Source organism: Vibrio tubiashii (assembly GCF_028551255.1).
Taxonomy (GTDB): Bacteria; Pseudomonadota; Gammaproteobacteria; order Enterobacterales; family Vibrionaceae; genus Vibrio; species Vibrio tubiashii_B.
In genome coordinates, this window is record NZ_CP117029.1 from 1,957,233 (window position 1) to 1,975,571 (window position 18,339).

At 45.2% G+C, this 18,339-nt stretch carries 21 protein-coding genes; 13 read left to right on the forward strand and 8 right to left on the reverse strand.

All coding sequences use genetic code 11. The annotated features are described in order from the left end of the window. The first annotated feature begins 46 nt into the window (after positions 1-46). The 8 genes from LYZ37_RS08905 to LYZ37_RS08940 all read left to right on the forward strand — a co-directional run bounded on the left by LYZ37_RS08905 (position 47) and on the right by LYZ37_RS08940 (position 7,680). Positions 47-2,854 (forward strand): Hsp70 family protein, encoded by a 2,808-nt coding sequence (locus tag LYZ37_RS08905; RefSeq protein WP_272785225.1) that lies wholly within the window; start codon positions 47-49, stop codon positions 2,852-2,854. A 188-nt stretch (positions 2,855-3,042) separates the two neighbouring features. Beyond that, the gene (gene trhO / locus LYZ37_RS08910) at positions 3,043-4,020 is read left to right on the forward strand and encodes an oxygen-dependent tRNA uridine(34) hydroxylase TrhO (protein ID WP_272785226.1); all 978 of its coding nucleotides are present in this window, start codon (positions 3,043-3,045) and stop codon (positions 4,018-4,020) included. Between the two features lie 105 nt (positions 4,021-4,125). Continuing rightward, positions 4,126-4,971 carry a DMT family transporter gene (locus LYZ37_RS08915; RefSeq protein ID WP_272787159.1) on the forward strand — a complete coding sequence of 282 codons (846 nt, stop codon included), beginning with the start codon at positions 4,126-4,128 and terminating at the stop codon, positions 4,969-4,971. 66 nt (positions 4,972-5,037) lie between these two features. After that, positions 5,038-5,586: a DinB family protein gene (locus LYZ37_RS08920; protein WP_272785227.1), complete on the forward strand. Its 549-nt coding sequence runs from the start codon at positions 5,038-5,040 to the stop codon at positions 5,584-5,586. A gap of 47 nt (positions 5,587-5,633) precedes the next feature. Continuing rightward, on the forward strand, positions 5,634-6,230 hold the full coding sequence (locus tag LYZ37_RS08925; RefSeq protein WP_272785228.1) for a LysE/ArgO family amino acid transporter: 597 nt from the start codon (positions 5,634-5,636) through the stop codon (positions 6,228-6,230). An 11-nt stretch (positions 6,231-6,241) separates the two neighbouring features. After that, positions 6,242-6,541 (forward strand): DUF2834 domain-containing protein, encoded by a 300-nt coding sequence (locus LYZ37_RS08930; RefSeq protein ID WP_272785229.1) that lies wholly within the window; start codon positions 6,242-6,244, stop codon positions 6,539-6,541. A gap of 78 nt (positions 6,542-6,619) precedes the next feature. Beyond that, positions 6,620-6,991: a hypothetical protein gene (locus LYZ37_RS08935; protein ID WP_171321273.1), complete on the forward strand. Its 372-nt coding sequence runs from the start codon at positions 6,620-6,622 to the stop codon at positions 6,989-6,991. Between the two features lie 89 nt (positions 6,992-7,080). Further along, complete coding sequence (locus tag LYZ37_RS08940) at positions 7,081-7,680, forward strand: thiol:disulfide interchange protein DsbA/DsbL (protein ID WP_272785230.1); 600 nt, start codon at positions 7,081-7,083, stop codon at positions 7,678-7,680. 69 nt (positions 7,681-7,749) lie between these two features. On the opposite strand, the gene LYZ37_RS08945 is transcribed toward LYZ37_RS08940, so the two are convergent. The 3 genes from LYZ37_RS08945 to LYZ37_RS08955 all read right to left on the reverse strand — a co-directional run bounded on the left by LYZ37_RS08945 (position 7,750) and on the right by LYZ37_RS08955 (position 9,917). Then, positions 7,750-8,448 (reverse strand): substrate-binding periplasmic protein, encoded by a 699-nt coding sequence (locus LYZ37_RS08945; RefSeq protein ID WP_272785231.1) that lies wholly within the window; start codon positions 8,446-8,448, stop codon positions 7,750-7,752. Between the two features lie 192 nt (positions 8,449-8,640). Further along, the gene (locus tag LYZ37_RS08950) at positions 8,641-9,621 is read right to left on the reverse strand and encodes a Gfo/Idh/MocA family protein (protein ID WP_272785232.1); all 981 of its coding nucleotides are present in this window, start codon (positions 9,619-9,621) and stop codon (positions 8,641-8,643) included. Continuing rightward, positions 9,618-9,917: a putative quinol monooxygenase gene (locus LYZ37_RS08955; RefSeq protein WP_272785233.1), complete on the reverse strand. Its 300-nt coding sequence runs from the start codon at positions 9,915-9,917 to the stop codon at positions 9,618-9,620. The genes LYZ37_RS08950 and LYZ37_RS08955 overlap by 4 nt, the downstream gene beginning before the upstream one ends. A gap of 105 nt (positions 9,918-10,022) precedes the next feature. Between LYZ37_RS08955 and LYZ37_RS08960 the strand changes: the two genes are divergently transcribed. After that, the gene (locus LYZ37_RS08960; protein ID WP_272785234.1) at positions 10,023-10,889 is read left to right on the forward strand and encodes a LysR family transcriptional regulator; all 867 of its coding nucleotides are present in this window, start codon (positions 10,023-10,025) and stop codon (positions 10,887-10,889) included. 97 nt (positions 10,890-10,986) lie between these two features. Beyond that, positions 10,987-11,673, forward strand: coding sequence for a DNA-3-methyladenine glycosylase I (locus LYZ37_RS08965; RefSeq protein WP_272787160.1), 687 nt, complete (start codon positions 10,987-10,989; stop codon positions 11,671-11,673). 11 nt (positions 11,674-11,684) lie between these two features. On the opposite strand, the gene LYZ37_RS08970 is transcribed toward LYZ37_RS08965, so the two are convergent. Continuing rightward, a complete protein-coding gene (locus LYZ37_RS08970; protein WP_272785236.1) occupies positions 11,685-12,251 on the reverse strand; it encodes a GNAT family N-acetyltransferase in 567 nt (188 codons plus the stop codon). 82 nt (positions 12,252-12,333) lie between these two features. Here LYZ37_RS08970 and LYZ37_RS08975 point away from each other — a divergent pair, with 82 nt between their 5' ends. Then, positions 12,334-12,753, forward strand: coding sequence for a BLUF domain-containing protein (locus LYZ37_RS08975; RefSeq protein WP_272785237.1), 420 nt, complete (start codon positions 12,334-12,336; stop codon positions 12,751-12,753). On the opposite strand, the gene LYZ37_RS08980 is transcribed toward LYZ37_RS08975, so the two are convergent. Next, a complete protein-coding gene (locus LYZ37_RS08980) occupies positions 12,750-13,232 on the reverse strand; it encodes a MarR family winged helix-turn-helix transcriptional regulator (protein WP_272785238.1) in 483 nt (160 codons plus the stop codon). The two genes, LYZ37_RS08975 and LYZ37_RS08980, sit on opposite strands and share 4 nt — an antisense overlap. Positions 13,233-13,343: 111 nt before the next feature. Here LYZ37_RS08980 and LYZ37_RS08985 point away from each other — a divergent pair, with 111 nt between their 5' ends. After that, entirely contained in the window at positions 13,344-13,766 is a 423-nt protein-coding gene (locus tag LYZ37_RS08985; RefSeq protein WP_272785239.1) for an organic hydroperoxide resistance protein, read from the forward strand. Positions 13,767-13,836: 70 nt separating this feature from the next. Here the strand turns inward: LYZ37_RS08985 and metE are convergent, their stop codons facing one another. Beyond that, positions 13,837-16,122, reverse strand: coding sequence for a 5-methyltetrahydropteroyltriglutamate--homocysteine S-methyltransferase (metE, locus tag LYZ37_RS08990; protein WP_272785240.1), 2,286 nt, complete (start codon positions 16,120-16,122; stop codon positions 13,837-13,839). A 279-nt stretch (positions 16,123-16,401) separates the two neighbouring features. Between metE and metR the strand changes: the two genes are divergently transcribed. Continuing rightward, complete coding sequence (gene metR, locus LYZ37_RS08995) at positions 16,402-17,313, forward strand: HTH-type transcriptional regulator MetR (RefSeq protein ID WP_272785241.1); 912 nt, start codon at positions 16,402-16,404, stop codon at positions 17,311-17,313. Positions 17,314-17,347: 34 nt separating this feature from the next. Here the strand turns inward: metR and LYZ37_RS09000 are convergent, their stop codons facing one another. Continuing rightward, positions 17,348-17,548 carry a DUF4250 domain-containing protein gene (locus LYZ37_RS09000; RefSeq protein ID WP_272785242.1) on the reverse strand — a complete coding sequence of 67 codons (201 nt, stop codon included), beginning with the start codon at positions 17,546-17,548 and terminating at the stop codon, positions 17,348-17,350. A gap of 87 nt (positions 17,549-17,635) precedes the next feature. Then, a complete protein-coding gene (locus LYZ37_RS09005; protein WP_272785243.1) occupies positions 17,636-18,316 on the reverse strand; it encodes a hypothetical protein in 681 nt (226 codons plus the stop codon). Positions 18,317-18,339: the final 23 nt, after the last annotated feature.

Below are 18,339 nucleotides of genomic sequence, written 5' to 3' on the forward strand. Positions count from 1 at the left end.
ACCTCTGGGTGCCGTTGTTTTAAGTTGTCCGCAAATAAGGTTATCTATGGCATCTCCTCGATTCTTAGTCGGTATTGATTTAGGTACAACCAACACGGTTGTCGCATTCTGTGAAATCACCGACGACCTACAAAACTCTGCCGTTTCCCTATTTGAAATAGACCAGTTGATTGGCCCAGGTGAAGTCGTCCGTAAGCCACTACTGCCCTCTTTTCGTTATCACCCTGCGGCAGGTCAAGTCTCTCCATCGGACTTAACACTGCCATGGGACAATCAACCCGTCGCTGGTGACATTAGCCAAGTGATTGTTGGCGAATGGGCGCGAGAGCTCGGTGCTAAAGTGGAAGGTCGCCAAGTTTCTAGTGCCAAAAGCTGGCTCTCACACCAAGCCGTAGATCGAAGCTCTGACATATTGCCTTGGGCTGGCGCAGCCGATGTCGATAAAGTCTCGCCTGTTATCGCCAGCGCAAGCTACCTTAACCACATTCGACTTGCTTGGAACTATCGCAACCCAAGCAATAAGCTTGAAGACCAAGAAGTAGTGGTAACCGTCCCTGCTTCATTCGATGAAACGGCGCGCAAACTTACCCTTGAAGCCGCGCAGCTCGCAGGGTTAAACAAAATTGTGCTTCTCGAAGAGCCTCAAGCGGTTTGCTACGACTGGTATGCGCGCCACCAGCAAAGTGCATCGGAAGAGCTAAAAGACCTGCCGTTAATCCTTGTCTGTGATGTCGGTGGTGGTACAACCGATTTAAGTTTGATTGAAGCGAAATTCGATCAAGGTGAACTCTCTTTGGATCGCATTGGCGTGGGAGATCACCTAATGCTAGGTGGTGATAACCTCGACCTTGCGTTAGCGCATCTGGCAGAGCAACGCTTCAATCAAAGTAAAAAGCTCAACGCAGCCAGTTTGACCAAGCTGATTCAGCAAACGCGCAAAGCAAAAGAAAACTTGCTCTCGGCCGATGCACCTGAAGAAGTGAAGATCACTATGCTCGGCAGCGGTTCTAAATTGCTAGGCGGGACGAAGAGTATCGGTCTTTCAAAGCAAGAAGTTCATCAAATTGCCCTAGATGGATTCTTCCCACTGTCTGATTTTGCAGACACGCCAGATAAAAGACGTAGCGCCGTCGTTGAGTTCGGTCTGCCGTACGTCGCCGACCCTGCGGTCAGTAAACACGTCGCAGAGTTTTTGAGCCAGCATCAGCAAGTTTCAATGGCAGCGCTCAATCAAGACGATACCAACAAGCCTGCTATCCCTGTTGGTATACTGCTCAACGGCGGTGTGTTCAATAGTGACCTCGTCACTCAGCGTGTTACTCAATTGCTTGGCAACTGGCGCGGTGATGATGTCACGGTGCTCGATAACCCACATCCAGATTGGTCAGTCGCACTTGGTGCCGTTGCCTTTAGTAAAGCTCGCCGCGGTGCACAACTTAAAATCGGTGGTGGCGCAGCACGTTCTTATTTCTTACACCTTCAAGAAAAGAACAAAATGGGCAAAGCACTCTGCCTGCTATCAAAAGGTACCGAGGAAGGACACGAAATTAGACTAAGCGGTCGCCGCTTCTCGTTAACTTTGGGCGAACCTGTTCGCTTTAACCTTCTAACGACGACACTCGACACGCTTTCTAACAATACCGCGATTCAAAACGGCGTCATGGTTGATATTGACCCAGACCTATTCGCGCCGCTACCGCCTTACATCTCAACATTGGAAGGTGAAGGTATCGAGCTGCAAGCTAACCAGAAAGAGCGAGTTGAAGTTCAGCTCGCCTGTCAGCTAACCGAAGTCGGCACGCTGAAAATGGAGTGTGTCCATGTCGAAGATGACACCAAACGTTGGGAACTAGAATTTGAAGTTCGTAACCAACAAGCAGAAGATCAAGTTGAAGAGAGCCTTCACCCTCGCCTGCCCGAATGTAAAGAGCTGATATCTCGTATCTACAGTGGCAACAAGAAAAGCGCGGATTCTAAAGAAATCAAAACTCTAGCTAAAGAGCTAGAGCGAAAACTTGGCAAACGTGATGAGTGGGACTTCACGACTTTACGTCAGCTGTTCGATGCTTTTGCTCTCGGACGAAAGCGCCGTCGCCGCTCTGAGCCGCATGAAAAAAACTGGCTACGTTTGGCCGGATTCTCGCTGCGTCCGGGGTTTGGAGATGCTACTGATTCTTGGCGTATCGAGCAAGTTTGGGGGCTCTATCAGCAGGGAATTCAGTTTAAAAACCATCAAGGCTGGACTGATTGGTGGGTATTCTGGCGTCGAATTGCCGGAGGTCTAAGTCAAGAACAGCAAGAGACTATCCTCGCCGATATTGCTAAATATTTGCACCCAGGGGCGATGAAGAACCCTCAGTCAGCCAAAGCGGCACAAGATATGGGTTATGAGTCTATGGTGAGACTTGCTGCTTCACTAGAGCATCTTGAAGTTGAAGATAAAGTGCTGCTCGCTTCTTGGTGCCTAAGTAAAGCCATCAACCATAACCAGTTCGAACAAGCACATTGGTGGGCATTAGGCAGACTCGCTTCACGTACTCCACTGTATGGAAGTCAGCACAGCGTGATCCCTCGTGAACAAGCAGAGCAATGGCTACCTAAGTTGCTGGAACAAAACTGGCAAAAAGAACCCATGATTGCTTTTGCCGCGGTCATGATCTGTCGAAAAACAGGCGATCGCCTGTTTGATATTTCTGATGACTTTAGAAGCCAAGTTCTAGCTAAGCTAAAACAAAGCAAGGTGCCGGAATCTTGGGTGAGTTTGGTAGAAGAGGTGAAAGAGCTATCAGAAAGCGAATCTAAGCGCGTATTTGGCGACGCCCTGCCAAGTGGTTTGACTTTAGTAAACCAGTAGAACACTTTGCACACCGCCCTCCGACATTGGAGGGCTTTTTCTATATTAAGCCATATATAAAACAGCCCTTTACTCACCACCGATTTCCAGCTCAAAGCTTAACCCTATCTTCTGTCGGTATTTGTAACAGTCACTCTTCGCTATACTCAGCGCCAACTCAGATTGAGAAAGTTAAACTAAGGCAAGATATGACTGACTACGTAGTGTGCGCACTCTATAAATTTGTGCAGCTTGAAAACTATACCGACCTTCAAAAACCTTTGATCGCTCTTATGGATAAACACCGTATCCGCGGTACTTTATTGCTTGCGAGCGAGGGCATCAACGGGACAGTCGCATCGAGCAGAGAAGGAATTGATGAGCTTCTCGCATGGTTTAAACAAGACGAACGCTTAGCTGACATTGTCTATAAAGAGTCTTTCGATACTAAACAGCCATTTAATCGCAGCAAAGTTAAGCTCAAGAAAGAGATCGTAACCTTAGGCGTAGAAGGTATCGACCCGCGCCATGTTGTTGGCACTTACGTGAAGCCTCAAGATTGGAATGAACTGATTTCTGATCCTGAAGTGTTTGTCGTCGATACACGTAACGACTACGAAATTGAAATTGGCACTTTCCAAAACGCGGTCAACCCTCAGACAGACACATTTCGAGAGTTTCCTGAGTACGTTGCTAAGAACATGGACCCAAGCAAGCATAAAAAGGTCGCAATGTTCTGTACTGGCGGTATTCGCTGCGAAAAATCCACCGCTTATATGAAACAGCAAGGCTTTGATGATGTTTATCACCTTGAGGGTGGTATTCTCAAATATCTAGAGGAAGTGCCAGAAGAAGAGAGCTTATGGCAAGGCGACTGCTACGTGTTTGACAATCGCGTTGCGGTTAATCATCAGCTTGAAAAAAGCGGTTATGAAATGTGTAAAGCTTGCCGCTTACCTATCACAGAAGAAGACATCAATTCAGCGCAATATGAAGAAGGTGTTAGTTGTCCAAAGTGTGCAGACAAGCATACGGATGAGCAAAAGTCACGCTTCCGTGAACGCGAAAAGCAAGTTAAATTAGCCATAGAACGCGGTGAAGTACATGTCGGTGGTGATGCAAAACAGACCATTGCTCAACGTCGACAGGAGAAACTTGATCGCAAAGCAGCGCAAAGAAAAGGTTAAACTTCCGTTTCTATGAGATTGAAGGGAGCTTTTGCTCCCTTTTTGATATCGACTTTTTGCTTCAGGAGGAAGCGTATACTGTTGAGTTTTAGCGCAATCACATGGATGTTTGGCACTATCGTTTCATTTTGCTTGATGGCCATTGGAGCGAGAGAACTTAGTCAGCAGCTAGACACCTTTCAAATCCTCTTTTTTCGCACTGTCATTGCACTGATAATCGTCAGTGTTGTTATTTTGGGAGTTAAGAGGCGCAGTCTATTACGTACCGAGCGCTTAAAGCTGCATTTGGGCCGAAATCTGTTTCACTTTGCAGGGCAATACGGCTGGTTTCTAGGTATTGGCTTGTTGCCACTTGCCGAAGTGTTCGCTTTAGAGTTTACCGTCCCTTTGTGGACTCTGTTGATCGCTTGTCTCTTTTTAGGTGAGCGTCTTACCCGCAACAAACTTTGTGCTGCGTTACTGGGCTTTTGTGGCGTATTGGTTATCGTAAAACCTGGCTTTGATATTGTTTCGCCCGCAGCTTTCATCGTACTTGCAGCGGCATTTTGCTACGCCGTTGCTCATGCCTCAACCAAGTCTTTAGCAAGTAGCGAACACCCGCTTACCATTCTGTTCTTTATGTGTGCAATCCAACTGCCTATTGGTTTTTCCTTCAGTATTGTTAATTGGCACACCCCTCAGGGCATTGAATGGCTGTGGCTGTTGGTGATTGGATTTACCTCCTTGTCTGCCCATTATTGCATGACCAAAGCAATGCAGTGTGCTGAAGTCTCATTTGTTGTCACTATGGACTTTTTGCGCTTGCCAATGATCGCCTTAGTCGGCGTTTTACTTTACTCTGAACCCTTCAAGATTAGTCTGGTGCTTGGCGCAGCCTTGATGTTGTTGGGCAATTTGATCGGTATTTCATCCCCCAAACCGTTACTAAAGAGCCGCAATCAGGCCCAATAAAAAAACAAAAATAGTAAACCCAAGGATTAGGTTTAATGTACTGGATTTGAGCAAGGAAAGAGACAAATGGATTTATCTGCAAATTTTAGAATGCTGGCGCTCTACAACCAGCGTATGAACCAACAGTTACTTGGCATTTGTGAGCAGCTTAGCCCACAGCAGCTTAACCAAGAGACTCACTCCTTTTTTCCATCCGTGATGGCACATTGGAACCATATTTTATTTGGTGACTTAATCATGCTGCAACGTTTGGTCACCAATCAAATCCATCGATTGACTCCAGAGCAAGTTAACGCGCTGCCCATTGCGAAAGCCGTAGACGATACCTTTGTAACAAGCATCGAAGAATTGAAGGCGCTTCGCTCGCTCGTTGACCAGATTTACATCGACATGACGAAGGGTTTTACTGCCGAGACTTGTGCAAAAACGGTGGTTTATATCACCACCGAAGGGGGAGAAATGAGGCGCAATGTCGGTGAGTTTTGCCAACATATCTTCAATCACCAAACGCACCATCGCGGTCAGCTTACCGCGATATTGTCACAACTTGGCTGTGACTTTGGCTGTACCGACTTACCTGTCATAGTGCCAGAAGGCTCCGGCGCATTAGCCTAACGCACAATGTCATAATTTTTCTTCGCTAAAGGACGAACAGAACGAAAATGTCTACTTATCTCGCAGGCTTCTCTCTAGGTTTATCACTTATCTTAGCCATTGGCTCGCAAAACGCTTTTGTGTTGAAACAAGGGCTTAGAAATCAGCACGTATTTGTCATATGTGCAGTATGTGCGATTTCAGATGCTATCTTAATCAGTTTTGGGGTTGCGGGATTTGGCGCGATTGTTAAGCAGTACCCGCAGATAGAGAGTGTCACCCGTTTGGGAGGGGCGATTTTTCTTGCCGTTTACGCTTTTCTTAGCTTTAAATCAGCATTTACCTCTCACCATGGCATGAGCGCAAGTAACGGTAACGACATCTCGCTAATCAAAGCCGTTTCAATCTGTTTGGCCTTCACTTGGCTAAACCCACATGTCTACCTAGATACGGTTGTTCTACTCGGTTCGATATCAACTCAATATCAACCTAATCAGAGTTTATTTGCTTATGGCGCAATCACAGCATCGTTTGTCTTTTTCTTTTCCTTGGGCTTTGGCGCTCGATTCTTAGCCCCACTATTCAAAAAACCAAAAGCTTGGAAAGTACTTGAGTTCTTGGTTGGAGTCATCATGTCAGCGATAGCTCTGTCATTGATTTTATAGGAAGGTTCACAATGTCTCGATTTTATCTTGTACTCACTGTATTGGGGATTGCCGCTCCATACGCAGCGTTTCTACCTTGGCTTTTCACTAATGGCTTAAACCTGCCACTTTTGTTTGAACAGGCGATAGCCAATCCAATTAGCGTCATGGCATGGCTTGACGTGGTTGTTGCAGCGGTGGCCTTGATCGGCTTTATTCTTGTCGATGGAAAACAAAACCAAGTGAAAGGACGCTTTGTGGCGATTGTCGGAACCTTGACTGCCGGTGTTTCATTTGGCTTACCGCTCTATCTCTATTTAAAGCACAAATAAAGGTTAGCTATAAGAATCTCGCAGTGATAACAAAACATTTATCTCAATGATAAATTCCGTTAAGCTGTGGTTACTTCAATGCTATGGATTGCTCAGTTGTTATTTAGTCGTTCGATACTTTCTGTATTTGCCGTAACCTGCCTGCTGCTTATCAGTAGTGCAGCGTTGAGCGTGCAAGCCAGTGAGCAAATTTTCGAGCCGATCTCACCGCAACGACTAAGTAGCGAGAATCAATACCAACTAAGCCCAATTGAATGCCCGAAGTTACAAGACTACAGTGAAGCATCTGCCCATCACTGCTGTGGCTCAAGTTGTCTACTGAAACTGACCAACAGCCAATCCATCTCTACTGAACAAATCTCCCTACCTATCCTCGCGCCATTAGGTTTAGAAGCGATTGGTAAAGCCATCACCCGCTCTCGTACTCTGTTTCGTCCTCCTATTGCTTAATTCCTAACTCTAATTACACCTCTCATTGTGTTGCTCACATTGGGATTGTTAACGCTATTTGATAATCGGAATTTATATAGGAATAAGCGATGAAAAAGCTATTTACTCTTTTCTCTTCTTTGATTTTTGCCTTGTCGGTACAGGCTGCGCAGTTTGAAGAAGGAACACACTACAAGGTATTAGACACAGATAAATCGGCAACACCGAAGGTGACTGAGTTTTTCTCATTTTACTGCCCTCACTGCTACAAGTTTGAACCTGTGGTTGAGAACCTAAAAGCCTCTTTGCCTGACAATGCCAAGCTGGAAAAAGTTCACGTTGCTTTTATGGGCGCAAACATGGCAGTGCCGATGGCAAAGTCTTACGCCACCATGGTTGCTTTAGATGCAGAAGAAACAATGGTTCCAGCTATGTTCAAACAAATCCACGAACTACGTAATGCACCTAAAGATGAGCAAGCGTTACGCCAAATCTTTATTGATAATGGCATTGATGCCGAGAAGTTTGACGCGACTTACAACAGCTTTGTGGTCAACTCTATGCAACGTGGATTCGACAAACAATTCGCAAACAGCACACTTACTGGTGTTCCGGGGGTTGTCGTGAACAACAAGTACATCGTCAAAGCGGATCAAATTCGTTCTTATGAAGAGTACAATCAGTTGGTGAACTACCTTCTGACTCTTTAAGCGTTATCTCTAGATAAGTAAAAGCCAGAGCACCTTGCTCTGGCTTTTTGGTATTCTCCCAACAACTTATCACCGCTTAGTTTGACTAGCTTGTATGGCTTTATTGAGCTTTTCCATGAACTGTGGATGACGGTTAAGAAATGACTTGGAGATGTAAACACCAAACTCTTTCTCTTCCTGTAAGATAACTTTGTATCTGGGGTTGTTTTTGAACCTGTGATTGTAGACTTCTTCCGCCACCAATACGGCGTTCACTTCTTGCTTATCTAACATACTAATTAACGATGTAATACTCTCGGCCGGATGTGCTAAGGTGAAACCCGTTTTCGTTAGCCAACGATTGGTATTGGTGTTTAGTAAGCTAGCGACTGTATACCCTGACTTGGGTTGAGAGGAAAACTCTCCTTGATGAGTGGTCAATACAATCCAGACCCAACGATTGGTCATCACTGACTCAGAGAAAACCGCATATTTGTCGCGCTCATCGTTCTGAGATGCCATAAAGAAACCATCTGAGCGTCCAGTTTTTAACTCAGCCAATGCTCGCCCGTGATTAGAGTTAATTTCAATGGTGTAGTCTACGCCGACTGAGTCCAGTATCGACTTCATTTTATCAAGCCCAGTCCCAGTATGACTGCCTGAGCTGTCAACCGTGGTATAGGGTGGAAAGTCTGGACAGAAGAAGTGCATTTTATACTGCGCGTGTACGTAGCTACTGCCAAAACACAGCCAAGCGAATATCCAAGCGTATAAAGTCCTACTAATCATCAAACCAAGTTATTAAGAATCCATATCTTTAATATAGGCTCATCCGATTGTGTTAACCAATCTAGCAATATGACCTCACTAGCAACTTTTGCTATTGCGGTTGGTCGCTACCAATGAGTAGGCACCGTGATATAGAGACAGAAAAGCCAGAGCAAGTTGCTCTGGCTTTCATGGTTAGCGCACGGGTGCCGATCATTGCTCAGACGCTGCTCGCTCCCAATCGGTCAGCAGTTTCATTATCTGCATCGAGTCATCTGGTGTAGCACTCGGTCTATCGAGTGATTTGCGACCCAATTCCACCGCCTGTCTAATGTTTCTTACCTGATAATAGAACCCATCCCCTTTAGCCGGTACAGTAACTGTCTGCTGCGAGGTTTCATAAACTTCGACACAGTATTGGTTTTCTTCAGTAGGTAGCCAAGGGTTGGTTGTAAGATTGATTGCGCCTTTTGAACCAAGAATGGTGAAGCCATGCTTTAATCCGTGATCTTCTGCTGTGTGCATTTGAGCTGTCACATTTTGACCAAATTTGAAAATGGCACTTGATTCGCAGATGTTGCCATCTTGCTCTTTACGCCCAACGGCTTGAATCTCTGTATTTTCGAAGATACTGTCGCCAAATTGATGTTGCAGGACAAGATGCATCAGTGACACAGGATAACAGCCTAAGTTATACAATGCTCCCTTACTTTCAGGGTTAACAAACTGGCTAATAGCGGCAATGTAAGAGCCTTGGATGCTGCGCACTTCCCCAATTGTGCCCTGCTTTAGCGTCTCTACAATGGATTCAATCAACGGATGATTCAGATACATTAACCCTTCGGCAAAAAACACATCGTGCTCACGAACCGCATCTAATGCGGCATGAGTTTTTTCCATATCGATAGATAGGGATTTCTCGCACAGTATCGCTTTGCCTTTCTGCGCTGCTTTGATGACATAGTCATGGTGAAGATGGTTGGGTAATGCAATGTAAACCACCTCAACGTTACTATCTTCTATCAACTCGTCCATTGAAAGGTACGTTTTGGCAACAGAGTGCTTGCTGGCAAACTCTTCAAGCGTCTGTGGGTTTCGGCCTGCAACCGCATAAAGCTCGCTTTCACTGTCTCCTGCAATCGCTGTTGCCATCACATCAGAGATAAAGCTCGTTCCTAGAATGCCCCACTTCATTGTGCTTCTCCCGCTTTATGGCTGTTAGTTGCACTGACCAACTCTGTCATACCCAGAGCGATAAACGCTTGTGTATGCGGCATAACAAAATGCGCCTCAATCGCTGACTGGTCGTCGTATCGCTCCCACAATATGACACGTCTTGGATCCTTGATATCATACGTTGCTGTCGCCTGTTGGCAGCCTGACTCCGACTCCATATCCGAGCAAAACTGTTCAATTGCTTTCCTTGCCACGGTTAGGTCAACATCAGAGTTTACTCTTAGCTCCGCAGTGACAAAAATTGTTGAATCCATTATTCAGTAAACCTTATTTTCTTCACGTTAAGCTAACCATGTTATTACAGCGCTCAGATTGTTAAACTAGGACAAAGTTTTTTATTTAACAACTCAGAGTGTTTAATGGATAAGCTCATCAGTATGAAGGTTTTTTGCCATGTCGCCGAACAAGGCAACTTTCGCCTTACCGCGGACTATTTTTCTATGTCAGCAACCATGGTCGGCAGACACATAAAACATCTTGAAGGTTTACTTAATACGCCGCTGATTCATCGCACGACAAGAAAGCAAACCTTAACCGACTCAGGAAGAATTTACCTTAAAGAGTGCCAGAGAATACTGGAAGATATCAGCAATACTGAAAGCCTAATCTACGATTTGCAAAACAAACCTAAAGGCACGGTAAAAATCAACGCACCAGTCACCTTTGGGACTCAAGCGCTCGCTCCGATCTTGTCTGACTTTATCATTCAATACCCAGATATCAGTGTTGATTTGGAGCTAGACAACAGTGTTATCGACCCATACAAAAGTGAAGCTGACTTTATTATCAGAATTGGTCAGCTAAAAGACTCCAGTTTGGTAGCAAGATACCTAGGAGAGTATGAGCTTATCTATTGCGCTTCACCCGATTACCTCGCTAGGCATACCAAGATTATTCAGCCTGACGACCTGACTCATCACTCTTGCCTTGGTTTCCGCTATCACGATATTTCAGAGACTCCGAGTACGAAATCGGATACACGGCAACATATCAAGTTGATGGCGAACAACGGAGAGGTACTTCGCCAAGCCGCTTTGAAAGGTGTTGGGGTTGTTATGCAACCTCGCATTTTGCTTGAGCAAGATCTTAAGTCAGGCGCACTTGAGCAAGTACTAGAGAGCTTTCCTCTGCCAACAAAACCGATTCATCTTGTCTATAAAGACAAACAGTTATCGCTAAAAGACCGGACCTTTGCCAACTATCTGCTAAGCGCTTTAAGGCCTTGAAAATGCGCTCTCCAATCCGTTTTTACTACAGACAAATAATAGCTAGAAAGTTAGTATGTTTGCCAAAGTGGTTAAAGATATTATGGAGAGCCTCACTGTGGCACTAGAAAAGTTCGACGACATTTACCAACGCGCAGCAGAGCGCAAAGGTGGGGAAGCAAACCTAGAGTCATTACTATCTAAGCCATTGCCAGTGGATCAGCTGAGTCAGATTTCCAATGATCGCTGGCTATCCGCATTCAGTATGAAGGTGTTTCAAAGTGGCATTTCTTGGAAGGTAGTGAGGAACAAATGGCCTAACTTTGAAGAGGTGTTCTTTGCTTTTAAGATTGAACCACTCTTGATGCTTTCTGACGAACAATGGGACAACAAAGCGTCCGATACTCGAATTATTCGCCATCACGCCAAAGTGAAATCCATTCAAGCCAATGCTCAGATGCTGCACGAAGCTTCTCTACAACATGGTTCATTTTCCAACATGGTTGCCAATTGGCCAACTGAAGACATTACAGGGCTTTGGAGTTATCTCAAGAAGCATGGTAACCGCCTTGGTGGTAATACAGGCCCATACAGTTTGCGCCAAATGGGTGTCGATACCTTTATCCTTTCCGGTGACGTTGAAAGCTATCTACGTAACTACAAAATCATCGAAGGGGGCAAAGACACCAAGCGCTCTCTTGCAGCAGCCAACAGCGCTTTTACTCACTGGCAACAAGAAAGCGGACGTTCACTGACAGAAATCAGCCAAACTATCGCTTTTAGCACAGGTGATAACCGCGTATAGGCCCTTAACAGCTATTGAACTGATTGCCACTGCTCGCGAGTGATTTTAAATAAGCAGTGGCGCTCTAACTCGTGACCTTTCGCTAACTTGGGATGGTCAAAATCTTGCCCTGTATTGCTCATACCAATTTTTTCCATCACCCTTTGTGAAGGTAGGTTTGGCAAAGCAGTAAATGAGTAGACCTGCTCTAGCTTCAATTCCGTGAAAGCAAACTCCAAGGCAGCTTGAGCCGCTTCTGGCGCGTAGCCCTTGCCCCAATGTTTAGAATCTAGTCGCCAACCAATTTCAACAAATGGCGCATTAGGTAAACCACTTTCTTCACTTTGCGCCAGCAGACCAACAAAGCCAATAAACTCTTGGGTACTTTTTAGCTCAGCTGCCCAAAAGCCATAACCATTTTTGTCAATGTAGCTGCGTGCACGGCCTACTTGAGCAATGGTTTCTTCCTTTGTCATAACAGAGGGGAAATAACGCATCACCTGCTCGTTAGCATTTATCAGACAATAAGGTTCAATATCTGAATCTTTCCATTGTCTTAGCCGAAGTCTTTTCGTTTCTAGCACTGTTACTCCTTCCATTAGCGTTGCCTCTACCTAAATATGCACTATGTTTAGTATTGTGTTTGGTAATTTAAATTCATTCAGATAGAAAGGACTCTCTATGTTTTTAACACGACTAATCTATGCGAGTAAGATCTCAGATGGCTTTAATCTAGATACTGTGGAAACTATTGTGCAATCCGCGAGAGAAAATAATCAACCACTCAACGTGACTGGGTTGCTTTGCTTCGATCGCCATTTCTTTCTGCAATGCTTAGAAGGCTCACGGACTAATGTGAACCATATTTACCAACGAATATTAAACGATAAACGTCATTCCGATATCATCATGCTAGATTACCGTGAGATAAGCGCGCGTGAGTTTAGTAGCTGGTCTATGGGATATATACCATCTACTAGCCTTACCGCTCCGATTAACTTGAGATACTCAGGTGATAGCGAGTTCAATCCCTATGAGATGTCCGGTGAAAGTGCCTATCGTTTAATGTTGGAACTGAAAGAAACATTACCATCAGTTTAGCTGGATCGGGTCTGAATTTCGTTTCCCAAAGTTAGAATGACTTTTTCGCATAACTTCTTGAGCATGATTAACTCATCAAGATCAAGCTGAATCTTACATTTCATCTCAGCGGGGATGGCAAGGGCTTTCGCTTTAAGCGCTCTGCCCTCTTCGCTGAGTTTTAGCACCCTCACCCTTTCATCTAGTTCGCTTCTTCCTCTCACGACAAAGCCTTTTGCTTCAAGCCGCTTCAATAAAGGGGTTAAAGTGCCTGAATCGAGGTGTAATCGTGCACCGATATCCTTAACGCTAATCCCATCACTTTCCCACAGCACCATCATGACAAGGTACTGGGAGTATGTGAGGTCTAGGGCATCTAATAACGGGCGATAGGTTCGAATCACCGCATTGGAGGCGCTGTAGAGCGGAAAACAAACCTGATTCTCTAACAATAAACTCTCTTCTTCAGTTAGCTGTTTGTCGCTATCGCAGTAACTCATTCCACCACCCTCTTAAATTAAATTGCGCACAATATACTTGCATTCAAACTTTGTTTCGATCTAATATTGCAAACAATTAAATTGCGCACAATCAAAAATAAGGATGCAAACATGACAACACTGTACAAAACTCAAGCAACAGCACTAGCAGGCAGAAATGGTTTGGTTAAAACAGACGATGGCTTACTTGAACTAGAGCTCGCTTATCCAAAAGAAATGGGTGGTACTGGCGCTGCTACCAACCCAGAGCAACTGTTTGCCGCAGGTTACTCAGCCTGTTTTTCAAATGCTATTTTGCATGTCGCCCGCGAAGGTAAAGTGGCTTTAAAAGCAGCACCTGTGACAGCAGAGGTTGGGATTGGTCCGAACGAACAAGGCGGTTTTGCTCTAACGGTGAGTCTAGCTGCACCAATCGAGCTACCTCAAGAACAAGCGCTTGAGCTCGTTCGCGTTGCGCACCAAGTGTGCCCTTACTCAAACGCAGTACGCGGTAACATCGACGTAGAAGTCACGGTAAATGGCCAAGCAATCTGATTGGTGTTGATTGGTATAGACGAAAATGCCGACTCAAGAGGGTCGGCATTTGTTGTTTTACAGCTCTAGATTACGCTTGGTAGCTTTTACGCAGTTCTTTAGCGGCTAACACCATATTGGCTAATGACGCTTCCGTTTCTGCCCAGTTGCGTGTTTTCAGTCCACAATCTGGGTTTACCCATAAGCGCTGCGCCGGGATCTTCTCTGCCGCTTTATTGAGTAGGCCTTCAATCCATTCTTTAGTTGGAATGTTTGGTGAGTGAATGTCATAGACACCTGGGCCAATCTCATTTGGATAGTTGAAGTCTTCAAATGCCTTGAGCAGTTCCATGTTTGAACGCGATGTTTCGATGGTAATCACGTCTGCATCTAGTGCGGCGACAGATTCAATGATTTCATTAAACTCTGAGTAACACATGTGAGTGTGGATTTGAGTTTCTGGTTTGGCACTTGCCGCTGAAATCTTAAACGCGTCCACTGCCCATTCTAAGTACTCTTTATGGTCGCGCTTCTTAAGTGGCAAACCTTCACGAATCGCTGGCTCATCAATTTGGATGATGTTAATGCCCGCATCTTGTAAGTCTGATACTTCATCACGCAGTGCGAGTGCAAGTTGATCCGCGATTTGCTTGCGAGTGATGTCCTCACGTGGGAATGTCCAACAAAGAATCGTCACTGGCCCCGTTAGCATGCCTTTCATCTGTTTCGAGGTTAAAGACTGCGCATAGGTAGACCACTCCACCGTCATCGGTTTTTCTCGTTCAATATCTGCAACCACAATAGCAGGCTTAACGCAGCGTGAACCATAGCTCTGTACCCAACCAAATTTGGTGGTTTGGAAACCCGCTAAGTTTTCTGCAAAGTATTCCACCATATCGTTACGTTCAGCTTCACCGTGAACTAAGACATCCAGATCTAACGCTTCTTGGCGTTTAACTGCATCTGCAATATGGCCTTTTAACGCTTGATCGTATTCAGCTTGTGACAATTTACCTGTGCGATAAGCGCTGCGCTGAACACGAATCTCGCTCGTTTGTGGGAAAGAGCCAATGGTCGTGGTTGGAAACAGTGGCAGCCCCAATACTTCACTTTGGTGTGCTGCACGCTCTGCATAGGGAGCACTACGCTCTGCCAAAGACTTAGTAATACTATTTAAACGCGCTTGAACTTGTGGCTTATTAACATGAGTGGCGGTTTTACGTGCTTGGATCGGTGCACTGTAGGTATCGCAAGCAAGAATGGCTTCTTGGCTACCATCTAGCGCCTTACCCAGTAGCGCCACTTCCGTTACTTTCTGCTTAGCAAAAGCAAACCAACTGCGCACTTCTTCCGTCAAAGCAGGTTCTAACTCTAGATCCACCGGACTGTGCAATAGTGAACACGAGCTCGCTACCCATAGCTTGTCACCGAGCTTGTCTTTAAGTGGTTGCAGTAACGCCAGTTGAGCGCTCAAATCTGCACGCCAAACGTTGCGCCCATTAACCACACCGGCAGACAGCACCCAATGTTCAGGCAGTTTTTCGACCACAGCATCTAGTTGTTCAGGCGCTGCCGACAAATCAATATGTAAGCCATCAACCGCTAGCTCGACAACTTTATCAAGCGTATCGCTAACCGAATCAAAATATGTGGTAAGCAGAACCTTCACATCACTGCGAATCACTTGGTAGGCGAGCTTAAACGCGTCTTGCCAAGGCTTATTCAGCTCAAGAGAGAGAATCGGTTCATCAATCTGTACCCACTCGACACCTTGTTTCGCTAGCTTAGCTAAGATTGCCTGATAAGCCGTTAACAGACGAGGTAGCAAGGAGAGGCGGTCAAATCCCTCTTCAACTTCCTTACCAAGATACAGATAGCTTAGCGGGCCAAGTAATACCGGTTTGACTTTATGACCGGCTCTTACTGCTTCGTTAACTTCTTCAAACAGTTGTGGCCAGCTTACCTCAAAAGTATCATCCTGACTGAACTCAGGGACAATATAGTGGTAGTTAGTGTTAAACCACTTCGTCATGTCTGACGCCGCATGGCCGCTACAACCACATCCTGCTTGAGATTGACCACGACCCACTTTGAACAAGGTATCAAGGTCAGGGAAGCCTTCACGATGTCGCTTTGGAACGTGCCCTATTAGTAAGGTGGTGGTAAGCACATGATCATACCAAGCAAAATCACCTGCAGTTACAAACTCTAACCCAGCTTCAGATTGCGTATTCCAGTTGTTGTTACGTAGCTCAGCGCCCACGGCTTTCAGCTCAGCTTGGTCAATTTCTCCACGCCAGTATTTCTCTAGTGCAAATTTGAGTTCGCGTTTTTCACCAATGCGAGGGTAACCTAGTATATGCGTTGTCGTTGTCATCTTGCCGATCCTTGTCATTCTTAATTTTGTAATTTAATCATTCTGTGCAGAACACCTTTAAGATGTCTGGATGGCTAAACTATCTCGTCAAACCCGGATTCGAACAACCTCCAAATATTCAACTTGTTTATTAGAAAATTTCATAATCCAAATGTTCAGTATCAACGATTTAATCAACAAATTTAGTTAACATCATAGACGTCTAGATGTTTACACTCCTACTAAAACAGGGTAGGTTATAAATATTCATGCTGTTCACACATCATCTGAGGGAAATTCATGATTGAGCTCAAGCATCTGAAAACATTGACTACTTTGCGTGATACTGGATCGCTAACCGCAACCGCAACCACGCTACATTTAACCCAGTCAGCCTTGTCACATCAGCTCAAAGATCTGGAAGCGAGAATTGGTGGGCAGCTATTTTTGCGTAAAACTCGTCCGGTAAAATTCACTTCTGAAGGTGAGATCTTTCTAAAATTGGCTGATGATGTGTTGCCGAAAATTGCCAAAGCAGAAAATGAAATTGCGAGCTTGAAAGAGGATGTCAACGGTCGACTGCACATGGCGATTGAATGCCATTCGTGTTTCCAGTGGCTGATGCCTGCACTTAAGGAGTATCAGGTGGCTTGGCCTAGCGTCACACTCGATTTCTCATCTGGTTTTGGGTTTGAACCTTTGCCTGCTCTAATGGCTGGAGAGCTTGATTTGGTTATCACTTCAGATATTCAACCTCGTTCAGAAGTGCACTATGAACCCCTGTTTGATTTTGAAATGCGTTTGGTCACGTCGACCTCTCACCCTTTAGCGGACAAAGAGTGTATTGAGCCAGAAGATCTCGCAGAGCAAGCCATGCTGTCCTACCCAGTACAAAAGTCTCGCTTAGATGTCGTCAAACACTTCTTGCAACCTGCGGGTATTGAGCCTGCAAAATGGAAACAAGCAGACAATACCTTAATGCTGATTCAGATGGTGTCTGCCGGTCTTGGCGTGGCTGCATTACCCAACTGGGCAATCAGTGAGTTTTCAAGGCAAGGCTTGATTACTAGTATTCCTCTCGGCAACGGCTTATGGCGACGTTTGTTTGCCGCAACACGCAACACAGATAAAAGTAAACGCTACTTGCAGGCGTTTTTTAACACCGCGAGAATTCAGTCTCAGAGCCACTTGGATGGAATAAAAACGGTATAGCGGATCAAAAAAGAGGCTAAGCGCCTCTTTTCGTTTATCTGTCATAAGATTTGAATTGATTAGTTAAAGGGTCGTATTGATAACCGAGCACATCAAGCTTACCAATCACCGCTTCAACATCCATCTCGTACATAGAGACTAACTCTTCAAAAGAATCACACTCTAAGCGTAGCTTTTCATTCACGATTCCCAATAGAATTACGCTATCTAAGCGTCCTACATTGCTGAGATCCATCACCGCCTCCTTTAACGCCATTGCTCTTTCAAGAGTAGACGCAATTTCGCGCTTTTGAAGTGAACTAGCTCTAAACTTTATCCAAATTTACAGAGCAAAAATCGCCTGATTAGATGTCGCCGCAATCAGCATAAACGCTAGCGCAATGCCAAGCTGCATCTTGTTGATTTCTTTAGCTGTTAGCATATGCCAACACCAGACAAGTACCGAGCTAATCATCAAAGCAAAACCAACTAGCAAAGGCTGAACGATTGCGGTTAAAGTTTCATCATCTAGACCATTTGCTTTGAGTAATATCGCAAGGCTCATTAGCATTGCAGAAACAACGCCAGAAACAGGGAGAATACGGTGAAAAGCCTGCAAACGCGTACGTGCGATAGTCAGTAGCAAATGAGCAAGTAAGGCACCCAAAAGGCTGATCAGCACCAACACACTTAACCCACCAGCCAAAGACGCCTGCGAGCTAATCTCAATACCAACATAAGCAAGTGCTAAACCATTGGCCAAATACATCACCCAGATCGGCCCTTGATCTCGTGTTTTTTTGGTTTGCACTTGGGAATAGAAATAGGCGATAGCAAAGACAATCATCATCGCTTCAATACGTAGTGACGCCACAGCAAGCCACATAATCGCGATAGGCGGAAGGACTTTATGAATGCGGCCTCTTTGCCCCGGGCAGATGTCACCTTTGACGAGAATTAGAGTAAGAATGAGCTGCGCACCCAGTAACATCGGCGCGAACACCGTAAGTAATTGCTGAACCATAGTGTCATTGATTTGAATTGATT

Coding starts and splice junctions, on each gene's coding strand:
- LYZ37_RS08960 (WP_272785234.1), top strand. CDS start 10,023: ATGGATAAGCTCATCAGTATGAAGGTTTTTTGCCATGTCGCCGAACAA.
- LYZ37_RS08920 (WP_272785227.1), top strand. CDS start 5,038: ATGGATTTATCTGCAAATTTTAGAATGCTGGCGCTCTACAACCAGCGT.
- LYZ37_RS09000 (WP_272785242.1), bottom strand. CDS start 17,548: ATGGATCTCAGCAATGTAGGACGCTTAGATAGCGTAATTCTATTGGGA.
- LYZ37_RS08925 (WP_272785228.1), top strand. CDS start 5,634: ATGTCTACTTATCTCGCAGGCTTCTCTCTAGGTTTATCACTTATCTTA.
- LYZ37_RS08945 (WP_272785231.1), bottom strand. CDS start 8,448: ATGATTAGTAGGACTTTATACGCTTGGATATTCGCTTGGCTGTGTTTT.
- trhO (WP_272785226.1), top strand. CDS start 3,043: ATGACTGACTACGTAGTGTGCGCACTCTATAAATTTGTGCAGCTTGAA.
- metR (WP_272785241.1), top strand. CDS start 16,402: ATGATTGAGCTCAAGCATCTGAAAACATTGACTACTTTGCGTGATACT.
- LYZ37_RS08915 (WP_272787159.1), top strand. CDS start 4,126: ATGTTTGGCACTATCGTTTCATTTTGCTTGATGGCCATTGGAGCGAGA.
- LYZ37_RS09005 (WP_272785243.1), bottom strand. CDS start 18,316: ATGGTTCAGCAATTACTTACGGTGTTCGCGCCGATGTTACTGGGTGCG.
- LYZ37_RS08940 (WP_272785230.1), top strand. CDS start 7,081: ATGAAAAAGCTATTTACTCTTTTCTCTTCTTTGATTTTTGCCTTGTCG.
- LYZ37_RS08930 (WP_272785229.1), top strand. CDS start 6,242: ATGTCTCGATTTTATCTTGTACTCACTGTATTGGGGATTGCCGCTCCA.
- LYZ37_RS08955 (WP_272785233.1), bottom strand. CDS start 9,917: ATGGATTCAACAATTTTTGTCACTGCGGAGCTAAGAGTAAACTCTGAT.
- LYZ37_RS08905 (WP_272785225.1), top strand. CDS start 47: ATGGCATCTCCTCGATTCTTAGTCGGTATTGATTTAGGTACAACCAAC.
- metE (WP_272785240.1), bottom strand. CDS start 16,122: ATGACAACGACAACGCATATACTAGGTTACCCTCGCATTGGTGAAAAA.
- LYZ37_RS08985 (WP_272785239.1), top strand. CDS start 13,344: ATGACAACACTGTACAAAACTCAAGCAACAGCACTAGCAGGCAGAAAT.
- LYZ37_RS08935 (WP_171321273.1), top strand. CDS start 6,620: ATGCTATGGATTGCTCAGTTGTTATTTAGTCGTTCGATACTTTCTGTA.
- LYZ37_RS08980 (WP_272785238.1), bottom strand. CDS start 13,232: ATGAGTTACTGCGATAGCGACAAACAGCTAACTGAAGAAGAGAGTTTA.
- LYZ37_RS08975 (WP_272785237.1), top strand. CDS start 12,334: ATGTTTTTAACACGACTAATCTATGCGAGTAAGATCTCAGATGGCTTT.
- LYZ37_RS08950 (WP_272785232.1), bottom strand. CDS start 9,621: ATGAAGTGGGGCATTCTAGGAACGAGCTTTATCTCTGATGTGATGGCA.
- LYZ37_RS08970 (WP_272785236.1), bottom strand. CDS start 12,251: ATGGAAGGAGTAACAGTGCTAGAAACGAAAAGACTTCGGCTAAGACAA.